This is a genomic window from Candidatus Eisenbacteria bacterium, assembly GCA_035577985.1.
Taxonomy (GTDB): domain Bacteria; phylum Desulfobacterota; class Binatia; order DP-6; family DP-6; genus DATJZY01.
Window position 1 is genome coordinate 15744 of record DATJZY010000014.1, and the last position, 20605, is coordinate 36348.

Here is a 20605-nt window from a genome sequence, read left to right on the forward strand (position 1 = left end):
GTCAGTCCCCGCCACCGCCGCCGCCGACGCAGTAGCCGTGCAGGTAGTCGGTGACGGCGGTGATGTCGGCCGCGGAGAACCTCGGGTAGCTGGGCATCTCGTCCGGACCGGACCGGATCGCGTCGGACATGTCGCCGGCGCTCTGGCACTGGATCTCGGGGCCGTGGACACCGCTCGAGTCGCGGCCACCGCCGCCCGTGGGACCGTGGCACGAGGCGCAGTTCGAGACGTAGAGGTCGGCCGGCCGATCGGGCCCGCTCGCGGCGCAGAGCCCGTCCAGGTACGTCTGCACGCCCGTCACGTCGGCGTTGGACAGCTCGATCGCCGTGAAGGCCGGCATGGCGCCGGCGTTCCGGCCGCGGCGAACCGCGTCGGCGATGTCGACGGCGCAGCGCACGTTCGGATCGCCGTTGGCGCCGCGGCCGTCGGCCGCGTGACAGGCCCCGCAGTTGCTCGTGTAGAGATCCACGCCCGTGCGACCGCTCGCGTCGCAGAGTCCCGTCAGGTACCCGGCGAGCGTCGCGATGTCGGCGTCGCTGAGATTGGCGAACGCCGGCATCGCGTCCGGACCGGTGCCCTGTCCGAGGCGCACCGGGTCGTGGATCTTCACCGCGCAGCGCACGTCGGGCCGGCCCTGGACGCCGCGCGCGTCGGTGCCGTGACACGAGCCGCAGTTCGACTCGTAGAGATCGGCCGGCCGATCGATTCCGCTCGCGGTGCACAGCCCGGCGAGATACGCCTCGATGCTCGCGACGTCCGCATTCGACAGCTCGGCGGACGAGTACGCCGGCATGTCGCTGCCCTTGCCGCTGCGAACGGCGTCGTTGACGTCCGACGAGCAGCGCACGTTCGGGTTGTCGCCGACGCCGCGCGCGTCGGCGCCGTGGCACGTCGAGCAGTTGCTCGTGTAGAGATCCACGCCCGTGCGGCCGCTCGCGTCGCAGAGGCCCGCGAGGTAGCCCGCCAGCGTCGTGATGTCGGCGTCGGTCAGGTTGTCGAACTTCGGCATCGCGTCGGGGCCCGTGCCCTTGCCGAGGCGTACCGGGTCGTGGATCTTCACCGCGCAGCGGATGTCGGGGCGACCCTGGAGCCCGCGTGCGTCGTCGCCGTGGCACGACGCGCAGTTGTCGGCGTAGAGCTGCTGCTCGGGCGAGCCGCTTCCCGGCCCGCCGCCCGGCGGGCCGCCGCATACGCCCTGCACGACGAGGTCGACCCAGTGCCGCAGGATCTGCTCCTCGGGGCTCCCGGCCACGAGGCGTTGGCCGCCGCCGTGGGGGATGAGGTTCAGGGGCTTGCGGAGAATGCGCGACGCGTCCGGATTGGCGACGTTGATGTGAAGCGCCACGCTGGCCTGCGTCGCGAGCGGATCGCCCGGCGTCACGCGGAAGGTCGTCATCGCCGCCTGCCCGGTCGCGCTGTGGCAGGCCTGGCAGACGGGCACCAGCACCTTCGGCATCACCTCGTCGGTGAAGTACGAGTTGTCGCACGCCGGCGGGCCTCCACCGCCCGAGGAGTCGGTCGTGCGGCGCGTGAGTCGCATCCGTCCACGGACCTTCATCCCGGGTCGCGCGAGCAGCGCCCGACCGCGGAGCCCGTCGGCCGTCACCTTGCCGAGCCACACGAGGCGCGTCCCGTCGGTGCTCGCGCCCACGAGGCGCACGCGGCGCCTGCGGACGCGACCCTGCATCGTGTAGATCGTCGACGCGCTCATGCTCATCGCACCCAGCGCCAGCGTGCCGGTGACGGTCGAGCCGAACGCCTGGAGCGCACCCGCCACGTCTGCAGTTTCTTGCGAGTGCGCGACCGTGACCTGACCTTCGTACGAGGCCGTGAGGTCGACCGCCGCGGACGCGGCGTCCCCATCGGGCGCCCACGCGAGCGCCAGGAGTGCCAGAATCAGCGCGCGGGTGCGAACGGCGATACGCATCGGTGGATCTCGGCGCTTTTGCAGCAATTGCCCTGCCAACGGACGCTATGTCGTCGGCGTCCGTCCTCCGCGGGCCACCGTGTTTCCTAAAGCCTTGATGAAGTCACGAAGCCGCGCTCGGACGAGGCCCCGGCGCGGCTCGATTCCCGTGCGCAGGAATGCCAACACGCCGGCGGCGCTGACGCGGCCCGCGGTTCGATCGATCGACCGGTAGCGCACCGTACGATCGCGTCCGATCACGAACACGGACGGCACCGCGATGCCGCCGTGCTCTTTCGGGTTGTAGATGTCCCACGCACGGACGACCTCACGGCGCTGGTCACAGAGGATCGGAAAGCCGAGGCCCAGTTCGCGGCGCACGGGCTCGGAACGGCCCGCGTCGTCAACGGACACGGCGACGAGGTCCGCGCCCAGCGCGCGGAGCGTGTCGCGTTGCGCCTCGTACTCCGCCAACTGGCGAAGACAGAACGGTCACCAGTGCCCACGGTAGAAGATGAGGACGAGGTCGCGCGTCGCCGTGAGCGCGGAGAGCGCACGCGGCGCGCCGGTCGTGTCGGGAAGGATGAAGTCGGGCGCGGTCTGACCGACCTCGGGCGTCATCTGCCTGCGCTCTCTACCGATCGGGCAGCAGCGAGTCCACCTCGATCCGCACGTCGGTGAACGCCGCGAGATCGATCGTGTCTCCGCGGCGCGCCGTCGTCACGCGGCGGTAGCGGCGTCCTCGCCGATCGGGCCGCCGCCGGATCTCGACCGTGTCGTCCCGCAGGTTGACGATCCAGTAGTCCTGGACGCCGCGCGCCGCGTAGATGGCCGCCTTGGTCAGGCGATCCTGGGGTAGCGACGATTCCGCGACCTCGACGACGAGGAGTGCGTCGGTGGGATGCGCGTGGTCGTAGGCGTGATCGTCGCCCACCGCCATGACGACGTCGGGCTCGGGTACGGACGCCGGTGGCAAGACGAGCGAGGACTGGCAGCGGAGGGTCGCCCGCGAGCCCACGGCTCGCAGCAGGGCGCGGAAGACGTGATTCACCGCAGCATCGTGCCGCGCCGTCCGGGGAGCCATCGCCACCACCACCCCTTCCAGCAGCTCGACGCGATCCTCCTCTGCCAGCACGCCCCGCGTGGTGAGCGCGAGGTACTGCTTGACGGTGAGTCGCTTCGATGCCGCGGGTTCCTTGCGGGCGGGCAGCGTCACGGCTGCGAAGCCTAGACCTCCGGGCGCGGAGCGACAATCCCTCGGGTCGTCACATGACGGCGCGAGCGGTCGAGCATCGGCGCCTCGACGAGATGCCACGAGGCGATCGCGAACGGCAGTGTGACGAGAAACGCGGCAACGAAGAAGGGCCGCTCGGGGAGCTTCGGCCCGAAGACGTGCAGGATCACCTGCTGCACGGGATACGCGTACAGGTAGAGGCCGTACGAGAAGTCGCCGAAGCGCCCGAAGCGCGCGAGCGGAAGCCACGACGCGCAGGCGAGGTAGAGGAGCAGGTAGGCACCGGCGACCGGGAAGATCCAGACGAGTCCGCCCGCGCGCGCGGCGACGAGGAGCGCCACGGCCGCGGCCGCCGCGAGCGCGCCGCGATAGGGAACGTGGTCGCGGAATTCGTAGAGCGCCATGCCGGTCGCGTAGCAGGCGAGGAGCTTCGCGCCCCAGCTCGCCCAGGTGGGCGCGGCGACGCCGGAGGCGTGCAGCAGGGCGTTTCCGGCGACCGACCCGGCGGCGATCGCGATCACGGCCGGCCGCCAGATCCGCCGGCCGAGCATGCCCACGATGCCGGTCATGACGTAGCAGGCGATCTCGTAGCGCAGCGACCAGAGCGAGCCGTTCAGCTGGTTCTTGAACGTGTTGCGTGGGAACACGCCGGGGACGGCACTCCACGCGTGCGCGAAGAGCCCGGGGAAGTGGAGCCACGTCCGCGCCGACGTGAGGTACGTGCCGAGCGGCTGCGTCGTGACGAAGGGGCCGATCGCGAAGACGCCGACGGCCATCGCCACGAGGAGCCCCGGCAGCACGCGCCGCGCCCGTTTCTCGGCGAAGCGGGCGAGGCCGGCCGTTCCGAGCCAGCTCTGCGTCACCAGGAAGCCCGACACGATGAAGAAGCCCTCGACGCCGACGGCGCCCCCGCTCATCTGCCGCCCGGAGAAGGCGAGGAGCGGATCGAGCTCGGCGTCGAGCGAGTACGCGTGCGACCACAGGACCAAGGTCGCGAGCGCGAAGCGGAGCGCGTCGAAGTTGTTGCGGCCGCGATCGTACGCCGTCGCGAGCGTTCGGCCCACGTCAGTCGAGCTCGAACTCACGGCGCCAGTCGACGTCGTCCGAGAGGGGCGGCTGCCGCTCCTTCAGGAGGACGAACGAGCCGATGACGAGCGCGTCCATCTCGGTGCGCATGAAGCACCGCCACGAGTCGCGCGGCGTGCACACGATGGGCTCGCCGCGGACGTTGAAGCTCGTGTTGACGACGACCGGGCATCCCGTGAGCTCGTGGAAGCGCGAGAGCAGCGCGTGGTAGCGCGGATTCGTCTCGCGGTGCACGGTCTGGATGCGCGCCGAGTAGTCGACGTGGGTCACCGCCGGGATCGACGAGCGCGGCACGTTCAGGCGCTCGATGCCGAACAGGCGCTCCTGCTCGGGCGTCATCGCGATCCGGTGCTCGGGCCTCACGGCGGCAACCAGCAGCATGTACGGCGAATCGACGTCGAGCTCGAACCACTCGCGCACGTGCTCGCGCAGCACCGACGGCGCGAACGGCCGGAAGCTCTCGCGGTGCTTGATCTTGAGGTTCATCACCGACTGCATCTTCGGCGAGCGCGCATCGCCCAGGATGCTGCGGGCGCCGAGCGCGCGCGGACCGAACTCCATGCGGCCCTGGTGCCAGCCGACGACCTTCTCGTCGGCGAGCAGGCGCGCCGTGCGGTCGACGAGCGCCGCCTCCGAGTCGCAGCGCTCGTACACCGCGCCGAGCTCCCGCAGGACGCGCTCGACGTCGGCGTCGCCGTCGGCCGGACCCAGGTACGCGCCGCGCATCGCGTCGCCCTCGGAGTAGAGCCGGCGATCGTTGCCGAGCACCTTGTGGTGGATGGCGAGCGCGACGCCCACGGCGCCGCCCGCGTCGCCGGCGGCGGGCTGGATCCACAGGCGCCGGAAGGGCCCTTCGCGCAGCAGCCGGCCGTTGCCGACGCAGTTGAGCGCAACGCCGCCCGCGAGGCAGAGGTTCTCCATCCCCGTCTCGCGGTGCACGTGCCGCGCCATGCGCAGCATGATCTCTTCGGTCACGACCTGGATCGACGCTGCGATGTCCATCTCCCGCTGGGTGAGCGGCGCCTCGGGCCTGCGCGGCGGTCCGTCGAACACCTCGTCGAACGCGGGACGCGTCATGGTGAGGCCGTCGAGGTAGCCGAAGTGGCGCATGTCGAGCTTGAGCGAGCCGTCGTCTTTCAGCTCGACGATGCGCTCGAAGATCCGGTCGACGTACTTCGGCGTCCCGTAGGGCGCGAGGCCCATCACCTTGTACTCGCCGGAGTTGACCTTGAACCCGGTGTAGTAGGTGAACGCCGAGTAGAGGAGCCCGAGCGAATGCGGATAGTGGAGCTCCGCCCACAGCTCGAGGTCCTTGCCGCGGCCGACGCCGTACGACGACGTCGCCCACTCACCCACGCCGTCGATCGTGAGCACCGCCGCCTCGACGAACGGCGACGGGTAGAACGCGCTCGCGGCGTGCGACTCGTGATGCTCCGTGAACAGGAACTCGCCCGCGAAGCCGTCGAGCTCGCGCGCGAGGAGGCCGCGTGTGAAGAGCTTCTCCTTCAGCCACACCGGCATCGCGGCGAGGAAGGACCGCAGCCCGCGCGGCGCCACGCCGAGGTACTGCTCCAGCAGCCGTTCGAACTTGAGGAGGGGCTTGTCGTAGAAGCCGACGTAGTCGACGTCGCGGATCGTGATCCCGGCTTCGCGCAGCACGTAGGCGACGGCGTGGCGGGGAAACGACGCGTCGTGCTTCTTGCGGGTGAAGCGCTCCTCCTGCGCCGCCGCGACGATCTCGCCGTCGCGCACGAGGCACGCCGCCGAGTCGTGGTAGAACGCGGAGAGACCGAGGATCGTCGCCATCAGAACTGCTGCCGGTAGCGCGCCGGATCGACCGGTCCGCGCTGGCGCTTGACCCAGTTCGACGCGCGACCATCGCGCATGGTGCGATCGAGGGGATCGCCCGAGAGCCGCCGGATCCACCCGACCGGCGTGATCACGAGATAGAACAGCGCGGTGAGGATGATGCGCGTGTTCACCCGCCCCAGGACCTCGGCCATGGCCATCCAGGCGCGCTCGACCGGAGCGAGGAGCGCGGGCGCGACCAGCCCGCCCACGACCAGCGGACCGCCGAGCGCCCACATGACGCGCGGGGCGATCACGTGGCCGCGCCACCAACTGACGCTGCCGAGCAACAGGAACACGCCGCCGACGGAGAGGCCGAACCTCCGCAGCGCCGACCGCGAGGGCGCGGGCATCAGAAGATCGTGTAGATGAACGGCGCGACTGCCGAGCTCTGCGCGAGCACGAGGAACCCACCGAACAGGGCGAGCACGACGATGATGGGCCCGAGCCACCACTTCTTGCGCTCGCGCAGGAAGGCCCAGATCTCACCCACGGTGGACACCTGACCGGATCGCGGCATGCCGATTCTCGCGCGCCACAGTCTGCTACGCGGCCGGGACCTGTCAAGCTTGGCCGCCCGACCACGACCGTGCTTTGATCCGCGCCATGGAGCTCACCATGCCCCTCGAGGAGGCGATGCGGACCCAGCGTGCGATCCGCCGCCTGAAGCCCGATCCGGTCGACGACGCGCTCGTGCTGCGGCTGATCGAGCTCGCGCTGAAGGCGCCGTCGGGATCGAACCAGCAGAACTGGGAGTTCGTGGTCGTGAAGGACCGCGCCGTGAAGGAGAAGCTCGGGCGCCTCAACGCCGGCATGTTCCGCATCTACGGGGGGATCGGCCGGCGCATGTCGCGCGACCAGCCGAAGATGCTTCGCATCCTCGACGCCGTACGGTGGCAGACCGAGCACTTCGCCGAGATTCCCGTGCTGGTGGTCGCGTGCCTGCGCGGCTTCCGCGCCGCGTGGCCGCCGGTCATCGCCACCAGCTACTACGGGTCGATCTACCCGTCGGTGCAGAACCTGCTGCTCGCCGCGCGCGCCGCCGGCCTCGGCGCCGCGCTCATCACGATGCCGCTGTGGAGCACGTTCCTCGCGCGCCGCGCGCTGGGCCTCCCGTGGAGCGTCACGCCCTGCGCCGTCGTCCCCCTCGGCTGGCCGCTCGGCAAGTACGGCCCGACCACCCGCCGTCCCGTCGGCGAGGTCGTCCACCTGGACCGCTACGGCAACCAGCCCTTCAAGAGCTGAGCAGCTACCGCACCGCCCGGAAGAACGCGCGCACGTCGTCGACCAGCGCCGCCGGCTCCTCCATGGCGGCGAAGTGCCCGCCCGCCGGGAAGCGCGTCCAGCGCGCGACGTCGTAGAGCTTCTCCACCCACGAGCGCGGCGGCCGGAAGAGCTCCTTCGGGAAGATCGCGCAGCCGACCGGGACGTTCACGCGAAAGCCCTGCGGCGGGAATTTCCCGGCGTGGACCATCTCGTAGTAGAGCCGCGCCGAGCTGGTCGCGGTCTCCGGGACCCAGTAGAGCATGATGTTCGTCAGCAGCTCGTCCTTGGTGAAGCGCCGCTCGACGTCGCCGTCGCAGTCGCTCCAGGTGCGGAACTTCTCGACGATCCAGGCGGCGAGCCCCGCGGGCGAGTCGTTGAGGGCGTAGCCCAGCGTCTGCGGCTTCGTGCCCTGGATGCGCTGGTAGCCCGTTTCCTCCTCCAGAAAATGCTGCATCGGCATCATGTCGACGACCTCGTCCTGGGTGAGGCCGTCGAGCGGATTCGCCGGGTCGGGCGGGAACGCCACGACCATGTTCAGGTGGACGCCGGCGACGACGTTCGCGTGGTTCGCGCCGAGGTACGTGCTCACCATCGAGCCCCAGTCGCCGCCCTGCGCACCGAAGCGCGTGTAGCCGAGCCCGGGCATGAGCTCCGCCCAGAGCGCGGCGATCCGCTCGGCGTCCATGCCGGGCGCGCGCGCGTGATCCGAGAAGCCGTAGCCCGGCATCGACGGGCACACGACGTCGAAAGCGTCGGCCGGATCGCCGCCGTGGGCCGCCGGGTCGGTGAGCGGCCCGATGATCTTCACGAACTCCGCGACCGACCCCGGCCAGCCGTGCGTCACGACCAGCGGGAACGGCTTCGGCCCCTTCCCCTTCACGTGGATGAAGTGGATGCCGAGGTCGCCGACGCGGGCGCGGAACTGCGGAAACGCGTTGAGGGCAGCCTCGTGCCGCCGCCAGTCGTAGCGATCCCGCCAGTACGCGACCAGCTCCTTGGCGTAGGCGAGGTTGGTCCCGTAGGTCCAGGCGGAGTCCGCGATCTCGTCGGGAAAGCGCGTGCGCGCGAGGCGCTCGCGGAGATCTGCGAGCACCCCGTCGGATACGCTGATGCGGAACGGCTCGACGTGCATGCGGCGCTTCTACACTCGATTTCGAGCCACGACTACGTCGTGGCTCGAGGTGGGACGCGAGAGTGTCGCGATCGTTCCACCAACGCCCCACCCTCGCGTCCTTCCCCCGAGCCAAGACGTCGTCTTGGCTCGGTTCTACGGCAGGCCGTAGGCGCGAACGCCTCCTGCGGCACCGAGCCCGTAGCCGACGTAGAGCGTCCCGTCGACGATCGTCGGGCCGGCCGCGACCGAACCCGGCAGGGTGAACGTCTTCAGCCGCGTGCCGGTGGTCGCGTCGTAGACGTAGACGTCGGTCCCCGCCAGCGACCCCGCGACGACGAGCCCGCCGCCGATGCCGACGCTGCCCCACGACGGCCCGATCTCGTCCTCCCACGCCGTCGACCCGTCGACGGCGCTGAACGCCATCAGGTGCTTCGGCGCCGGGTTGAGCGACGGCGAGTGATCGTAGAGCGCCGCGAAGAAGCGGTCGCCCGCGAAGCCGACGGCGCCGTTGAAGAGCCCGAAGCCCGCGAACGCCGGCGTGACCGGGATCGGCACGACGGCGCGCGTCCAGATCGCCCCTCCGGACGCGGGGTCGCGCGCGTACAGCGATCCGTTCTTGCTGCCGGAGACGACCAGCTCGCGCGTTCCGCCGAGGCCGTCGTCGGCCTCGACCACGATCGGACCGTTCAAGAACCCGAAGTCGTGGTACACCGACTTCGGATTGCACGCGCCACCGCCGACGAAGGCGCAGTCGGCCGAGCCGCGACAATCGACCGACGTGTCGTTGGCACAGGCGTTGAACTGCTCGGGCGGATTGACCCGTGTCTTCCACACGACGTTGCCGGTCGCGGCGTCGAGCTTCAGGATCGAATCCTCGTCGCCGATCGACGGGAAGGTGAAGCAGCCGACGGTGTTCGCGTAGACGAAGTCGCCGGTCGCGTCGGTCGAGACGGTCGCGGTGACGCCGGCACCGCGGGCCTGGATGCAGGCGCCGCCGTCCGGGCACTCGGCGTCCGTGGTGCAGGCGATCGCGGTGTCGGAGTCGCAGATCTTGTCGGGGATCATCGCGTGGACCCACTGGACGCTGCCGGTGTCGAGATCGAGCGCCACCAGGCGGCCCTGCGTGCACGGGACGTCGGAGTGCGACGCGATGCCGATGAAGACGCGGCTGCCCACGACGGTGGGCGAGGCCCAGATTTGGTCGACAGAGGCGTCGCCGATCGGTGTCTTCCACAGGAGCTTGCCCGTCTTCCCGTCGAGGCAGTGTACGACCGCCGCCGCGTCGCCGACCAGGACGCGGCCGTCCGCCGTGAGCGTCACGGAGCCCGTGATCCCCGGCGCGAGTCCGATCGACTGCGACTGCGTGTCGTACTTCCACTTGAGGCCGCCGTTCGTCTGCTTGGCGGCCACCACGAACCCGTTCCAGGAGCCCACGTAGACGAGGCCGAAGCCGACGGTCGGCGTCGACGTCACGGCGTTGGTCGAGGCGCCGATCTCGGTCTGCAGATCGAGCGCCCACTTCTGCACGAGCGTGCTCGCGTTGCCGGGGTTGAGGACGGTCTCGAGCGGCGTCGCGCGCGTGTTGCGGTGATCGTAGCCGTGGCTCGGCCAGCCGCGCGGGATGCAGGTGAGCTTCAAGGTATCCGCGTCGACCCCGGCCGCCGTCGTCGCCTTCAGCTTCACCTTCTTCTTGGCTCGCTTGAAGCGGCCGAGCCCGTCGGGGCCCTTGAGCGGGACCGTGAGCGTGCGGCCCGTCGTGCACACGTTCGCCGTCGCCGGCACGAGCGCCGAGAGCGCGCTCTGCAGCGCGGCCAGCTCCGCGTCCTTGGTGGTCCCGCTCACCGCGACGGCCGTCACATCGGCGGGGGTGCAGCTCGGCAGCGCGGGATCGGCGTTCCGCAGACAGACGTCGACGTCGAACACGCACTGGTCGTTGGCGACGCCGTCGCGGTCGCACGCGACGTCGCCGTCGAAGCAGCGTACCTCCTTGCCGGCCTTCGGGCGCGCCGGATCGAATGCGGGATAGTTGAGACGGATCCCCTCGCTCGTGAACTCGGCCTGGCAGTCGAGCGCCGGATTGGCGCCGCCGGGGATCGCGCACGACGGCGGGCAGACGGCGTACGCGCCCAGTGGCACCAGCAGGGCCGCGAGGACTGTTGAAAGCGGGTGCGCAGCGCGCACCCGCGCAGGCGTGACACGAATGCGAGCGACGTTCGTCATGCAGAACCTCGACGGGACTATGCCATTGCTCGTGCGCCGGCGGGAAGGAGAAAGTTGCATTCACCCATCCGACCCTCGATAAGCCGGCCAGGAGGGGCCACTCCAATCATGCAGGTCGCACGTCATACCGTCGTCTCGATCGACTACACGCTCACGAACGACGAGGGCGAAGTCATCGACACCTCGAAGGGCGCCGAGCCCCTCTCCTACATTCACGGCACGGGGCAGATCGTCCCCGGGCTCGAGGCCGCGATGACCGGGCGCGGCGTCGGCGATTCGTTCCGCATCCGGATCGAAGCCTCGGAGGGCTACGGCGAGCGCGATCCCGATCTCGTCCAGGCCGCGAAGCCCTCGCAGTTCGGCGGCGAGACGCCCGAAGTCGGAATGCAAGTGCGCGCCGACGGGCCCGACGGCGCGCAGATCTTCACGATCGTCGGGGTCGAAGGCGACCGGGTGACGCTCGACGGCAACCACCCGCTCGCGGGCATGCCGCTCACGTTCGACGTCGCGATCGTCGGCGTGCGCGCGGCCACGGCGCAGGAGGTCCAGCACGGCCACGCGCACGGGGACCACGGCAAGGATCACTGAGCGAGGAGCACGATGGCGGACACGACGGGGCACACGACGCACGAGGTCACGAACCAGCCGCCGCTCCTCGAGGGCTACGATCTCTTCTCCACCGACCGGGTGCTCGGCGAGGCGGTCGAGCGTGAGGGCGCCGCGTGGGCCCGCGACCGGCTCGTCCGGCTCGGCACGTTTCTCGGCGGTGCGCCGCTCGAGTGGGGACGGCTCGCGAACGCCTACCCGCCCGTGCTGCGCACCCACGATCGCTTCGGGCATCGGATCGACGAGGTCGAGTTCCATCCGGCCTGGCACGACCTCATGCGCACGTCGGTCGCCCACGAGCTGCACGCGCTCCCGTGGCGCGACCCGCGCCGCGGCGCGCACGCGGCGCGCGCGGCCCTGTTCTACCTCATGTCCGAAGTCGAGGCCGGCCACGGCTGCCCGATCTCGATGACGTACTCCGCCGTGCCGGCGCTCCGCATGCAGCCCGAGGTGGCGGCCGAATGGGAGCCGCGCGTCACGTCGACGTCCTACGATCCGAGCTGCAGGCCGGCCACCGAGAAGTCCGGTGCGCTCTGCGGCATGGCGATGACCGAGAAGCAGGGCGGCTCCGACGTGCGCGCGAACACGACCCGCGCCGTCGCGCTCGGCCGTCCGGGGCCCGGCGGCGAGTACGCGATCACCGGCCACAAGTGGTTCTGCTCGGCGCCGATGTGCGACGTGTTCCTCGTCCTCGCCCACACCGACCGCGGCCTCTCGTGTTTCCTCTTGCCGCGCTGGCTGCCCGACGGAACGCGCAACCGTTTCCACATCCAGCGCTTGAAGGACAAGCTCGGCAACCGCTCCAACGCCTCGAGCGAGGTCGAGTTCCACGGCGCCTGGGCGCGCATGGTCGGCGAGGAGGGACGCGGCGTGCCCACCATCATCGAGATGGTGAACCACACGCGGCTCGACTGCGTGATCGGCGCCTCCGGCGGCATGCGCTCGGCGCTGGTGCAGGCCCTGCACCACACGCGCCATCGCAGCGCGTTCGGCAAGCGCCTGGTCGAGCACGCCCTCATGCAGAACGTCCTCGCCGACCTCGCGATCGAGAGCGAGGCCGCGACCGTCGCCATGATGCGGCTCGCGCGCGCCTACGACGACGGGGTGCCCGCCGAGGAGCAGGCGTTCGCCCGCCTCGCGACGGCGGTCGTGAAGTACTGGGTGTGCAAGCGGCAACCGCCGCTGGTCGTCGAAGCGCTCGAGTGCCTCGGCGGCGGCGGATACGTCGAGGAGTCGATCATGCCTCGCCTGTTCCGCGAGTCGCCGCTCAACGGCATCTGGGAGGGCTCGGGCAACGTCATCTGCCTCGACGCCCTCCGCGCGATGGGCCGCGAGCCCGAGTCGGTCGAGGCGTTCTTCGCCGAGCTCGACCGTTCGCGCGGGCGCGACCCCCGGCTCGACGCCTTCGTCGACGGCGTGCGCGCCGAGCTCGGGGACTTCACCGACATCGAGCGCCGCGCCCGCCGCGTGGTGGAGCGGCTCGCGCTGGCGCTGCAGGGCGCGCTCCTGGTCCGGCACGGCGACCCGGCGGCGGCCGACGCCTTCTGCGCGTCGCGCCTCGCGGGCGACCACGGCAAGGCCTTCGGCACCCTCCCGCGCGACACCGATTTCGCGCGCATCATCGAGCGCGCGACGCCGGCCTGAGCCGTTCAGACCTCGTTCTGCAGGATCTGGTCGAGCGTCTGCCGCTTGCGGAGGAGGCGCAGCTTCCCGCCCGTCTCGAGCATCACCTCGGGCGCCTGCGGGTAGGTGTTGTAGTTGATCGTCGACATGCCGGCGCAGTACGCGCCCGCGCCGCCCACCACGACCAGGTCGCCGATCGACGGCCGTGGAACCCGGCGCGGCGCCAGCCCCTCGGGATCGCCGGGCGCCGGTGTCAGGATGTCGCCCGACTCGCAGCATGGGCCGCAGAAGACGACGTCGGTCGCGGGTGCCTCGGCGAACACGTCGATCGGGTGCTGCGCCCCGTAGAGCGACGGGCGCGTCACCTCCGTCATGCCGGTGTCGAGCTTCGCGAACGTGTAGCCGTCCGTGCCGGTGTCGACCACGTCGATGCAGGTGGCGACGACGGCCCCCGCGTTCGCGACCAGGTACGTCCCCGGCTCGATCTCGAGGTGCAACGCACGCCCGTACCGCTCGCGGAAACGGACGAACTCGTCCTTTATCGGCGCGCCGCACTCCTGGAGGTCGGTCCCCTGCTCGCCCGGGACCCGCGCCACCTTGAAGCCGCCGCCGAGGTTCACCGTCGTCACGTCGGGAAGCCTCGCCGCCAGCTCGAGCGTCATGCGCGAGACGCGCTGCCAGACCGCCGGATCCGATCCCGAGCCGATATGCGAGTGCAGGCGCCGGATGCGGAGGCCGTGCTTCGATGCGAGCGCCGTCACCTCGCCCAGATGCTCGTGCCAGATGCCGAAGCTGGAGCCGGGCCCGCCCGTGTTGGTGCGGTTCGTGGATCCACTGCCGAGCCCCGGGTTCATGCGCACGCAGACGTCGGTGCGGGGAAAGGCGCTCCCGTATTCGTCGAGCTGGTGCAGCGAGCAGGCGGTGTAGAGCACGCCGCGTCCGACCAGATCGCGCAGGTTCCGCGACGGCATCTGCGAGGTGAGCTGGATGCGGGCCGGCGGCGCCCCGATGCGCAGCGCGCGCTCGACCTCGAAATCGCTCGACGCGTCGACGTGGAGCCCGAGGTCGAGGAAGAGCCGCAGGATGGCGGCGTTCGGGTTCGCCTTCATGGCGTAGCGGACCGTGAGCCCGAACGCGTTCGGGAAGGCGAGCGCCCGCTTCGCAGCCGCCTCGAGCGAAGCCCGGTCGTAGACGTAGCAGGGCGTCCCGAAACGCTCGCGCACCTCGCTGGCATTGGCCGGCGTCAAGAACATGCCCGACTTTTAGCCCGCTCCGTCGCGCCGACGCCAGCACGCGCCGGATGGGCGCGGAGGGCGGCGTAGGTCGCGCGAGGTCGGGGACGGGGCGGAGGCGCCTGCGAAGCGGCGCGACGAAATGAAGGGCCATGACGCCGTATATGTTTGTCGCGCGGCGGAGCCGAAGCCGAAGCCCCGTCCCCGACCTCGCGGCACCAACGTCCGCCTACTCGGCGCTACCGCCGACGCACGGCGTGCCGTCCGTCGGGCACCGGTAGTACAGGCCCGGCAGGATGCACATGTCGTCGTCCGCGAGCTCGCCGAAGACGAGGTTCGCCGGCACGCAGCGGCCGGTGCCGAAGCCGGCGCAGTCGGCGTCGGTGCGGCACCACTTCGACGCCCCGCCGTATGTGTCGCCGCCCGCGAGCACCTGCTCCACGATCGACTTCCCGGGCGGCACGCCCGGCACCTCTTCGCAGCCGAGGCGCACCGGGGTCGTGACGCCGTTGTCGTGCGTGCAGGTGTAGACGAGCTTCTCGCCCTTCTGGACGATGATCGGCGGCCAGAAGGCGCGGCTCACCGGGTCGGAGTACTCGGTGCTGACGGCGAGATGCTTCGACCCGTCGGTCGCGTCGGTCATGTCGTCGGGCTGCTCGATGCGCTTGCCGTCGAGGCCGAAGAGGTCGGTCACGAAGTTCGTGGCGCGCTTGTGCATGTGGGACGTGACGCCCATCAGCGCGAAGCTGTCGCCCACCGGGTCGGCCTCGCCCGCGAGGCTGCAGAACGGATCGGGAGCGCCGGTCGCCGGGTTGGCGTAGAACGCGCACGAGAGGTAGCTCGCCGCGTCGCTCACCTGCCCCGGTGGGACCTTGATGAAGACGTTCGCGATCTCCTCGAACAGGATGCGCGCCCGGTGCGTCACGAGCGACGAATCGACCGGCGTCACGTTCACCCACACCTCCGCCATCGTGTCGGCGAACGGGTTCGTGTAGTGCGAGTTCAAGAGCAGCGGCTGGTTCTTGTGCATGTGCAGCGCGACGCCGGTCTCCGCCGTCTGGTAGTCGACCAGGTAGTGCGGCGTCTGCCCGCCGACGACGAACGCCCAGTCGTACCCGAACTGCTCGCAGGGGACGAAGCCGGTCGGGAAGCGGGCGTCGAAGCCCGGCTCGTCGCAGTCGGAGATGCCGTTGTCGTCCCGATCGAGGCAGCGGTTCGCACGCAGGATGAAGTGGTGGCTGCCCTCGTGCATGAAGAGCTCCCACTGCCCCACGTCGAATTCGCTCTCGTTGCCGAGGCGCACCATCTGGCACCCCTCGGTCTCCGGCAGGTCGCCCAGCATGAACGGGTCCATGTGAGCCTGGAAGCCGCCCGCGGGCACGGCCGGCGCCGGGATGCGCGGCTGCCGGTCGACCTCGCCCGAGAGGCTACCGCTGATGACGCGCTCGCGCGGCGCGCCGGCGAGGATCCACTTGCGGATCATCTCGACCTGGTCGTCGGGAAGTGGCTTCCGCCCCTGGGGCATCTGCACGCCCTCGCCGGGCGCGAGCTTCCCCTCGAGCTTGTCCATGAGGAAGCTCGTCTCCGGCGCACCGGGGACCACGCGCTTCTTGCCGGCGAACTGCGCGACCGAGGTGGTCGCGATCTGTCCGACGAGGCTCTGGTAGACGCCGTCGCCGGCGAGCACGAGCCCCGCCTGCGGGTTCTCGACGCCGTGGCAGCCCGAGAAGGCGCAGCTCTTGTCGAACACGCGCTTCTGGATCGTCGCGAAGCTGATCCCACCGCGACGCTTCTCCTTCACGGGGGGCTTGCAGAGGAACGTCACGCCGTCGGCGTCGCCGGTGCCGTCCCCTGCCGTGGTCGCGAGCGCGAACCGCTTGCGCCCCGCGCGGGCGCTGCCGTTCGCGCGCGTGCCGAGGGGCACCGTCAGCGTCGTCATGGCCCCGCAGGCGTCGGCGGTCGTCGCGGGCTTGTCGACCAGGTCGAGCGTGCGCGAGAGCATCTCCAGGTCGGCGTCGCCGCCCGCACCGGTGACCGCCGCGCTCGTGACGCCGCCCGCCGCACACGCTTCGCTGCCGTCGAGGCACACGCGCACCCAGTACTCGCACTTGCCGTTGACGAGATGGTCGCGGTCGCAGACGCGATCGCCGTCGTGACACGAGACGACTCGCGCGCGCGGCGCCGCCGACGCGCCCGTGACGTCGAGGGTCGCCAGGCAATCGCCCGCCTTGGGCCCGCCCCCCATGAGCTGCGTCGCACCGCCCGGCGCGGCCTGGGCGACGACCATCCCGAGCGTGAGCGCCAGCGGCAGCATGGCGAAGCGTCGCATGGGTCGGTGTTACGAGGCGACCCGTCGAGCTGTCAACCGACCGATCAGCCGCGGAACGAAGCGCCCCGTCCGCTGCGCGTAGTCGGCGTACGCCGGACCGAACCGGGCCTCGAGCAGCCGCTCCTCGACGCGCGCCTCGGCGGTCGTCGCGACGAGATATAGCGGCCACAGCGCGAGCAGCACGACGTCGAGCGTCGCGAGCGCGGCGCCGAGCCAGAGCGCGAGATCGCCCGAATACGCCGGGTGGCGCACGAGCGCATACGGACCCGACGTCGCGAGCGCGTGGTCGGGGAACACGACGGCCTGCGGGACGAGCTGTCGTCCCAGCGTCGCCGCCGCCCGGAGCATCATGACCGCCGCGTACAGACCGAGCGCGAGGCCCGCGAGCCGCACGACGGGCCACGCGCGGTCGAGCTCGCCCACGCGGGCGAGCATGATCGCGGCCGGCACGAGGAAGGCCACCGGCAGCAGCACCGCCGGCAGCCATCGCCGCGCACCGGTCGCCCGCTGCGCCGATCCGGGAATGCGCGCCGCCAACGGCAGCACGCGCACGACGAGCACGACGAGCGCGACGGCGTAGCCGGCCAGAAAGCCGAAGCGGAGGGCGTCGGCCATGCGACCGCCTCAGCGCGCGGCCGTCGCCGCCGCGGCGGGTGCCGGCGTCGGGATCACCATCGGCACCAGGTTCGGCCGCTTGGCGCGCTTCAGCTCCTCGAGCTGCGCGCGCGCCGTCCGCTCGGCCTCGGCGTCGCGGATCGTGCCGAGGCGCTTCTCGAGCAGAGGATCGCCCCCGTCACGCACGAGGTTCGCCTCGGTGACGATGCGGTTCACGTGGTCCCGGACCTCCTCGAGCGCCCGGATGTCGGCCTCAGGCGAGAGCCCGGAGAGCGTCTCGTGGAGACGCAGGCGCGCCTTGGCGTTGGCGAGGCGTGCGAGCATGCGCGTCCGTTCGTCGCGCAGGCGCTGGATCTCCTGCTGGAAGCCGACGAGGTTCTTCTTGGCGGCGTCGGCCTCGCTCGTGAGGTCGCGCAGCTCGTCGCCGAGGCGTGTCACGTCGTTCGAGAGCGCGTCGCGACGCGCGATCAGCGCGAGCGCCGCCGTGTCGTCGTCGCGCTCGACCGCGACGTCGAGCTGGCGCCGGACGCGGCCGAGCTCGTCGGTACGCTGGCCGAGCTCGCGCTCGAGCTTCTGGCGCATGTAGATGACGCCGGCGGCGGCTTCGCGCAGCTTCCCGTACTGCACGACGCGCTCGGCGATCGCGGCTTCGTAGACCGCGCCGGGATTGCGGTGCTCGCGCTCGCCGATCCACCGGCCGAGCACACCACGGACGAGATTCGACAACCGTGCGAAGAATCGCATGCCATCCTCCTGCGCCGGCACGCGGCCGGCGCGTCGTTGCCGGCCTACTTGCCGGCGTCCTCGGCGGTGATGCCGAGCTCGCGCATCTTCTGCTGGAAATTCTGCCGGTACATCCCGACGTCCTCGGCCGCCTTGGTGATGTTGCCCCCGTGTCGGCGGAGCGCCTGCAGGATGAAGTCGCGCTCGAACGCCGCGACCACCCGCTCCTTCGCGTCGCGGAACGATCGCCCGTCGCCGTTGCTCGGCGGGACGGCCGGCGGCGCCGCCCCTTCGGGAACCGTGAAGAGATCCGTCGTGGCGATCTCGTCGCCGGGCGCGAGCAGCAGCGCCTGCTCGATCGCCGACTTCAGCTCCCGCACGTTGCCCTTCCACTGGTGCGCCACGCAGGCCCGGAGCGCGTCGGCGGTGAGCGGCTTCACGGGACGCCCGAAGCGTGCCGCGGCGTCGGCGAGGAAGCGATCGACCAGCAGCGGGATGTCCTCGCGCCGTTCGGCGAGCGGCGGGATCACGAGCTCGATCACGCGCAGCCGGTAGTAGAGGTCCTCGCGGAAGCGGCCGGCCTTGACCGCCGCCTCGAGGTCCTGGTTCGTCGCCGCGATCAGTCGCACGTCGACCTTGATGGGCTGGTTCCCGCCGACGCGCTCGAACTCCTTCTCCTGGATCGCGCGCAGGAGCTTCGCCTGCGTCTCGAGCGGCATGTCGCCGCACTCGTCCAGGAAGAGCGTGCCGCCGTCGGCTGCTTCGAACTTGCCCTCGCGGCGCGCGACCGCGCCCGTGAACGCGCCCTTCTCGTGCCCGAAGAGCTCGCTCTCGACCAGCTCGCGCGAGAGGGCCGCGCAGTTCATCTTCACGAGCGGCCGGGCGCGACGCGGGCTGCGGTAGTGGAGCGCGTTCGCCACCAGCTCCTTGCCCGTCCCGCTCTCGCCGCGCACGAGCACCGTGACGTCCGTGTCGGCGACGCGCGCGATGGTCTCGAACACGCGCCGCATGGCCGGGCTCGCGCCGATCAGCTGCTCGAAGCCGTACGCGCCGGCCACCTGCTCGACGAGCCGGCGGTGGTCGCGCTTCAAGAGCGCGCCCTCCATGGCGCGGCGGACGACGACGCGCAGCTCGTCGTTGTCGAACGGCTTCGGCAGGTAGTCGGCGGCGCCGAGCTTCATCGCCTGCACGGCCGCCTTCTCCGACCCGTGCGCCGTGATCATGACGACCGCGAGGTCGGGATCGACGGCCCGCGCGCGCTCGAGCACCTGCATGCCGCTGATGCCTTCCATGCTGAGGTCGGTCACGACGACGTGGAAGCTGCCGGCCTCGATCTTGCGGACCGCCTCCTCGCCCGAGGACGCCGTCTCCACCTCGTAGCCTTCCTTGGTGAACAGGCCCCGGAGCGCCACCAGGATGGCCTTCTCGTCGTCGACGATGAGGATGCGTCCCGCCATCGCGTCACTTCGTCGGCAGCGGCAGCGTCACCTGGAACTCGGTGCCGCGCCCGACCGCGCTCTCGACCTCGATCGTGCCCGTGTGCGCCTCGACGATCTTCTTCGCGATGGCCATGCCGAGCCCGGTGCCGTGGTCCTTGGTCGTGAAGAAGGGGTTGAAGATGCGATCGAGCCGCTCCTTCGAGATGCCCGCCCCGTTGTCGCGGATGCGCACCGTCGCGTTCCGGCCGCCGTTCTCGAGTGAGCACTCGATCCGGCGTCCCTCGGCCACGTTCGCGAACGAGTCGATGGCGTTGTCGATGATGTTGACGAAGACCGACTTCAGCTTCTCCGGATCGGCGTTGACGGTCGGACCCGTGATGTAGTGGCGCACGGCGGCGACCTTCGCGCCTTCGAGCTTGCTCTTCATCTGGGTCAGCGACGCATCGACGATCGTGGCGAGGTTCACGTGCTGGAACGCGTAGTCCTCCTCCTTGGCGTACTTGAGGAGGTGCGAGATGCGCCGCTCGACGCGATCGAGCTCGTCGATGGCGACCTTCGCGTACTCGACGTGCTCGACCGATCCGGGATCCTCACCCATCTGCTGGACGAGCGACTTCGCGGCCGCGATGGGGTTGCGGATCTCGTGCGCGATCGTCGACGTGAGCTCCGAGAGGTCGGCCTGCTTCTCGGTCTGGAACACCGCCTTCTCGCGCTGCACCTCACGCGCGACGGCGGGATCGAAATACCGCTCCTTCAGGCGCCGCGATCCGAAGACCGCCATGTAGTGCGCGACGAGCCCGATGCCCCACCCGAGCGCGGGCCACAGGAACCACGGATACCAGCTGGTGAAGACGTTGATCAGCGCCAGGAACGCGATGACGGCGAGGTAGCTCTGCAGGTGCGCGTAGAAGGCCACCTCGTGCCCGGCGCGGACGCGCGCGCGACGCAGGATCTCCTCGTCGGTGAGCTCGGTCTTCGGGGGCGGCGGCGGTGGCGGCGCGGTCTGCGCCGTCTCCGGGGTCGGATAGCCGTAGCGGCGAGCCCAGCGTCGTGCTTCGCGCTCGGCCCGGCGCTTGTGCCGCTCCCAGTCGCGCGTCCAGTCGCGCTCCCACTTGGTGTGGTGCTTGGACGAGGCGCCGCACCCCCACGGGCTGTCGTCCTGCCCGATCCGCCGCGCGTATCCCCGATACTGCCGCATGAAGTGCTTGAAGAGGCACAGGGCGACGATGAATCCGATGAGCGCCATGTCCGTCTTGAGCGTCTCCTAGGGCAACCGGCGTGCCAGATGGTAGGCGAAGCGGGGCCCCTCGGTAAACCGGGCACTTGAGTGCCGCGCGCGGCCTGGTCCGCATGCGCCACGCTGC

18 protein-coding genes and 1 pseudogene are annotated in these 20605 nt (G+C 70.7%); 3 read left to right on the forward strand and 16 right to left on the reverse strand.

What is annotated here, in order from left to right; genetic code table 11:
* Nucleotide 1: 1 nt before the first annotated feature.
* From VMS22_01525 to VMS22_01560, 8 genes and pseudogenes are all read right to left on the reverse strand, one after another.
* Nucleotides 2–1927 (reverse strand): c-type cytochrome, encoded by a 1926-nt coding sequence (locus tag VMS22_01525; GenBank protein HXJ32694.1) that lies wholly within the window; start codon nucleotides 1925–1927, stop codon nucleotides 2–4.
* A gap of 45 nt (nucleotides 1928–1972) precedes the next feature.
* Nucleotides 1973–2386 (reverse strand): annotated as a pseudogene (locus tag VMS22_01530) (redoxin domain-containing protein).
* 12 nt (nucleotides 2387–2398) lie between these two features.
* Nucleotides 2399–2527 carry a hypothetical protein gene (locus VMS22_01535; GenBank protein ID HXJ32695.1) on the reverse strand — a complete coding sequence of 43 codons (129 nt, stop codon included), beginning with the start codon at nucleotides 2525–2527 and terminating at the stop codon, nucleotides 2399–2401.
* Between the two features lie 13 nt (nucleotides 2528–2540).
* Nucleotides 2541–3122, reverse strand: coding sequence for a Uma2 family endonuclease (locus VMS22_01540; GenBank protein ID HXJ32696.1), 582 nt, complete (start codon nucleotides 3120–3122; stop codon nucleotides 2541–2543).
* Nucleotides 3123–3133: 11 nt separating this feature from the next.
* Nucleotides 3134–4204, reverse strand: coding sequence for an acyltransferase (locus VMS22_01545; protein ID HXJ32697.1), 1071 nt, complete (start codon nucleotides 4202–4204; stop codon nucleotides 3134–3136).
* 1 nt (nucleotide 4205) lies between these two features.
* On the reverse strand, nucleotides 4206–6032 hold the full coding sequence (locus tag VMS22_01550) for a carbamoyltransferase (GenBank protein ID HXJ32698.1): 1827 nt from the start codon (nucleotides 6030–6032) through the stop codon (nucleotides 4206–4208).
* Entirely contained in the window at nucleotides 6032–6427 is a 396-nt protein-coding gene (locus tag VMS22_01555; protein ID HXJ32699.1) for an SxtJ family membrane protein, read from the reverse strand. The genes VMS22_01550 and VMS22_01555 overlap by 1 nt, the downstream gene beginning before the upstream one ends.
* Entirely contained in the window at nucleotides 6427–6576 is a 150-nt protein-coding gene (locus VMS22_01560; protein HXJ32700.1) for a DUF5989 family protein, read from the reverse strand. Before VMS22_01560 ends, VMS22_01555 begins: the two co-directional genes overlap by 1 nt.
* A 116-nt stretch (nucleotides 6577–6692) precedes the next feature.
* On the opposite strand from VMS22_01560, the gene VMS22_01565 reads away from it, so the two are divergent.
* Nucleotides 6693–7319 (forward strand): nitroreductase family protein, encoded by a 627-nt coding sequence (locus VMS22_01565; protein HXJ32701.1) that lies wholly within the window; start codon nucleotides 6693–6695, stop codon nucleotides 7317–7319.
* 4 nt (nucleotides 7320–7323) lie between these two features.
* Here VMS22_01565 and VMS22_01570 read toward each other — a convergent pair whose 3' ends face one another.
* Both VMS22_01570 and VMS22_01575 read right to left on the reverse strand, forming a co-directional pair.
* Complete coding sequence (locus tag VMS22_01570) at nucleotides 7324–8472, reverse strand: epoxide hydrolase (GenBank protein ID HXJ32702.1); 1149 nt, start codon at nucleotides 8470–8472, stop codon at nucleotides 7324–7326.
* A gap of 135 nt (nucleotides 8473–8607) precedes the next feature.
* Complete coding sequence (locus VMS22_01575; protein HXJ32703.1) at nucleotides 8608–10674, reverse strand: PQQ-binding-like beta-propeller repeat protein; 2067 nt, start codon at nucleotides 10672–10674, stop codon at nucleotides 8608–8610.
* A 108-nt stretch (nucleotides 10675–10782) separates the two neighbouring features.
* On the opposite strand from VMS22_01575, the gene VMS22_01580 reads away from it, so the two are divergent.
* A complete protein-coding gene (locus VMS22_01580) occupies nucleotides 10783–11262 on the forward strand; it encodes a peptidylprolyl isomerase (GenBank protein ID HXJ32704.1) in 480 nt (159 codons plus the stop codon).
* A gap of 12 nt (nucleotides 11263–11274) precedes the next feature.
* Nucleotides 11275–12924, forward strand: a complete 1650-nt coding sequence (locus VMS22_01585; protein HXJ32705.1) for an isovaleryl-CoA dehydrogenase — start codon at nucleotides 11275–11277, stop codon at nucleotides 12922–12924.
* A 5-nt stretch (nucleotides 12925–12929) separates the two neighbouring features.
* On the opposite strand, the gene VMS22_01590 is transcribed toward VMS22_01585, so the two are convergent.
* The 6 genes from VMS22_01590 to VMS22_01615 form a co-directional block, all read right to left on the reverse strand.
* Nucleotides 12930–14156 (reverse strand): diaminopimelate decarboxylase, encoded by a 1227-nt coding sequence (locus VMS22_01590; protein ID HXJ32706.1) that lies wholly within the window; start codon nucleotides 14154–14156, stop codon nucleotides 12930–12932.
* A 208-nt stretch (nucleotides 14157–14364) separates the two neighbouring features.
* Nucleotides 14365–16464: a hypothetical protein gene (locus tag VMS22_01595; protein HXJ32707.1), complete on the reverse strand. Its 2100-nt coding sequence runs from the start codon at nucleotides 16462–16464 to the stop codon at nucleotides 14365–14367.
* A gap of 9 nt (nucleotides 16465–16473) precedes the next feature.
* Nucleotides 16474–17079, reverse strand: coding sequence for an isoprenylcysteine carboxylmethyltransferase family protein (locus VMS22_01600; GenBank protein ID HXJ32708.1), 606 nt, complete (start codon nucleotides 17077–17079; stop codon nucleotides 16474–16476).
* 9 nt (nucleotides 17080–17088) lie between these two features.
* Entirely contained in the window at nucleotides 17089–17823 is a 735-nt protein-coding gene (locus VMS22_01605; protein ID HXJ32709.1) for a PspA/IM30 family protein, read from the reverse strand.
* 44 nt (nucleotides 17824–17867) lie between these two features.
* Entirely contained in the window at nucleotides 17868–19259 is a 1392-nt protein-coding gene (locus VMS22_01610; GenBank protein ID HXJ32710.1) for a sigma-54 dependent transcriptional regulator, read from the reverse strand.
* Nucleotides 19260–19263: 4 nt separating this feature from the next.
* Entirely contained in the window at nucleotides 19264–20487 is a 1224-nt protein-coding gene (locus VMS22_01615) for a HAMP domain-containing sensor histidine kinase (protein ID HXJ32711.1), read from the reverse strand.
* Between the last annotated feature and the right edge of the window lie 118 nt (nucleotides 20488–20605).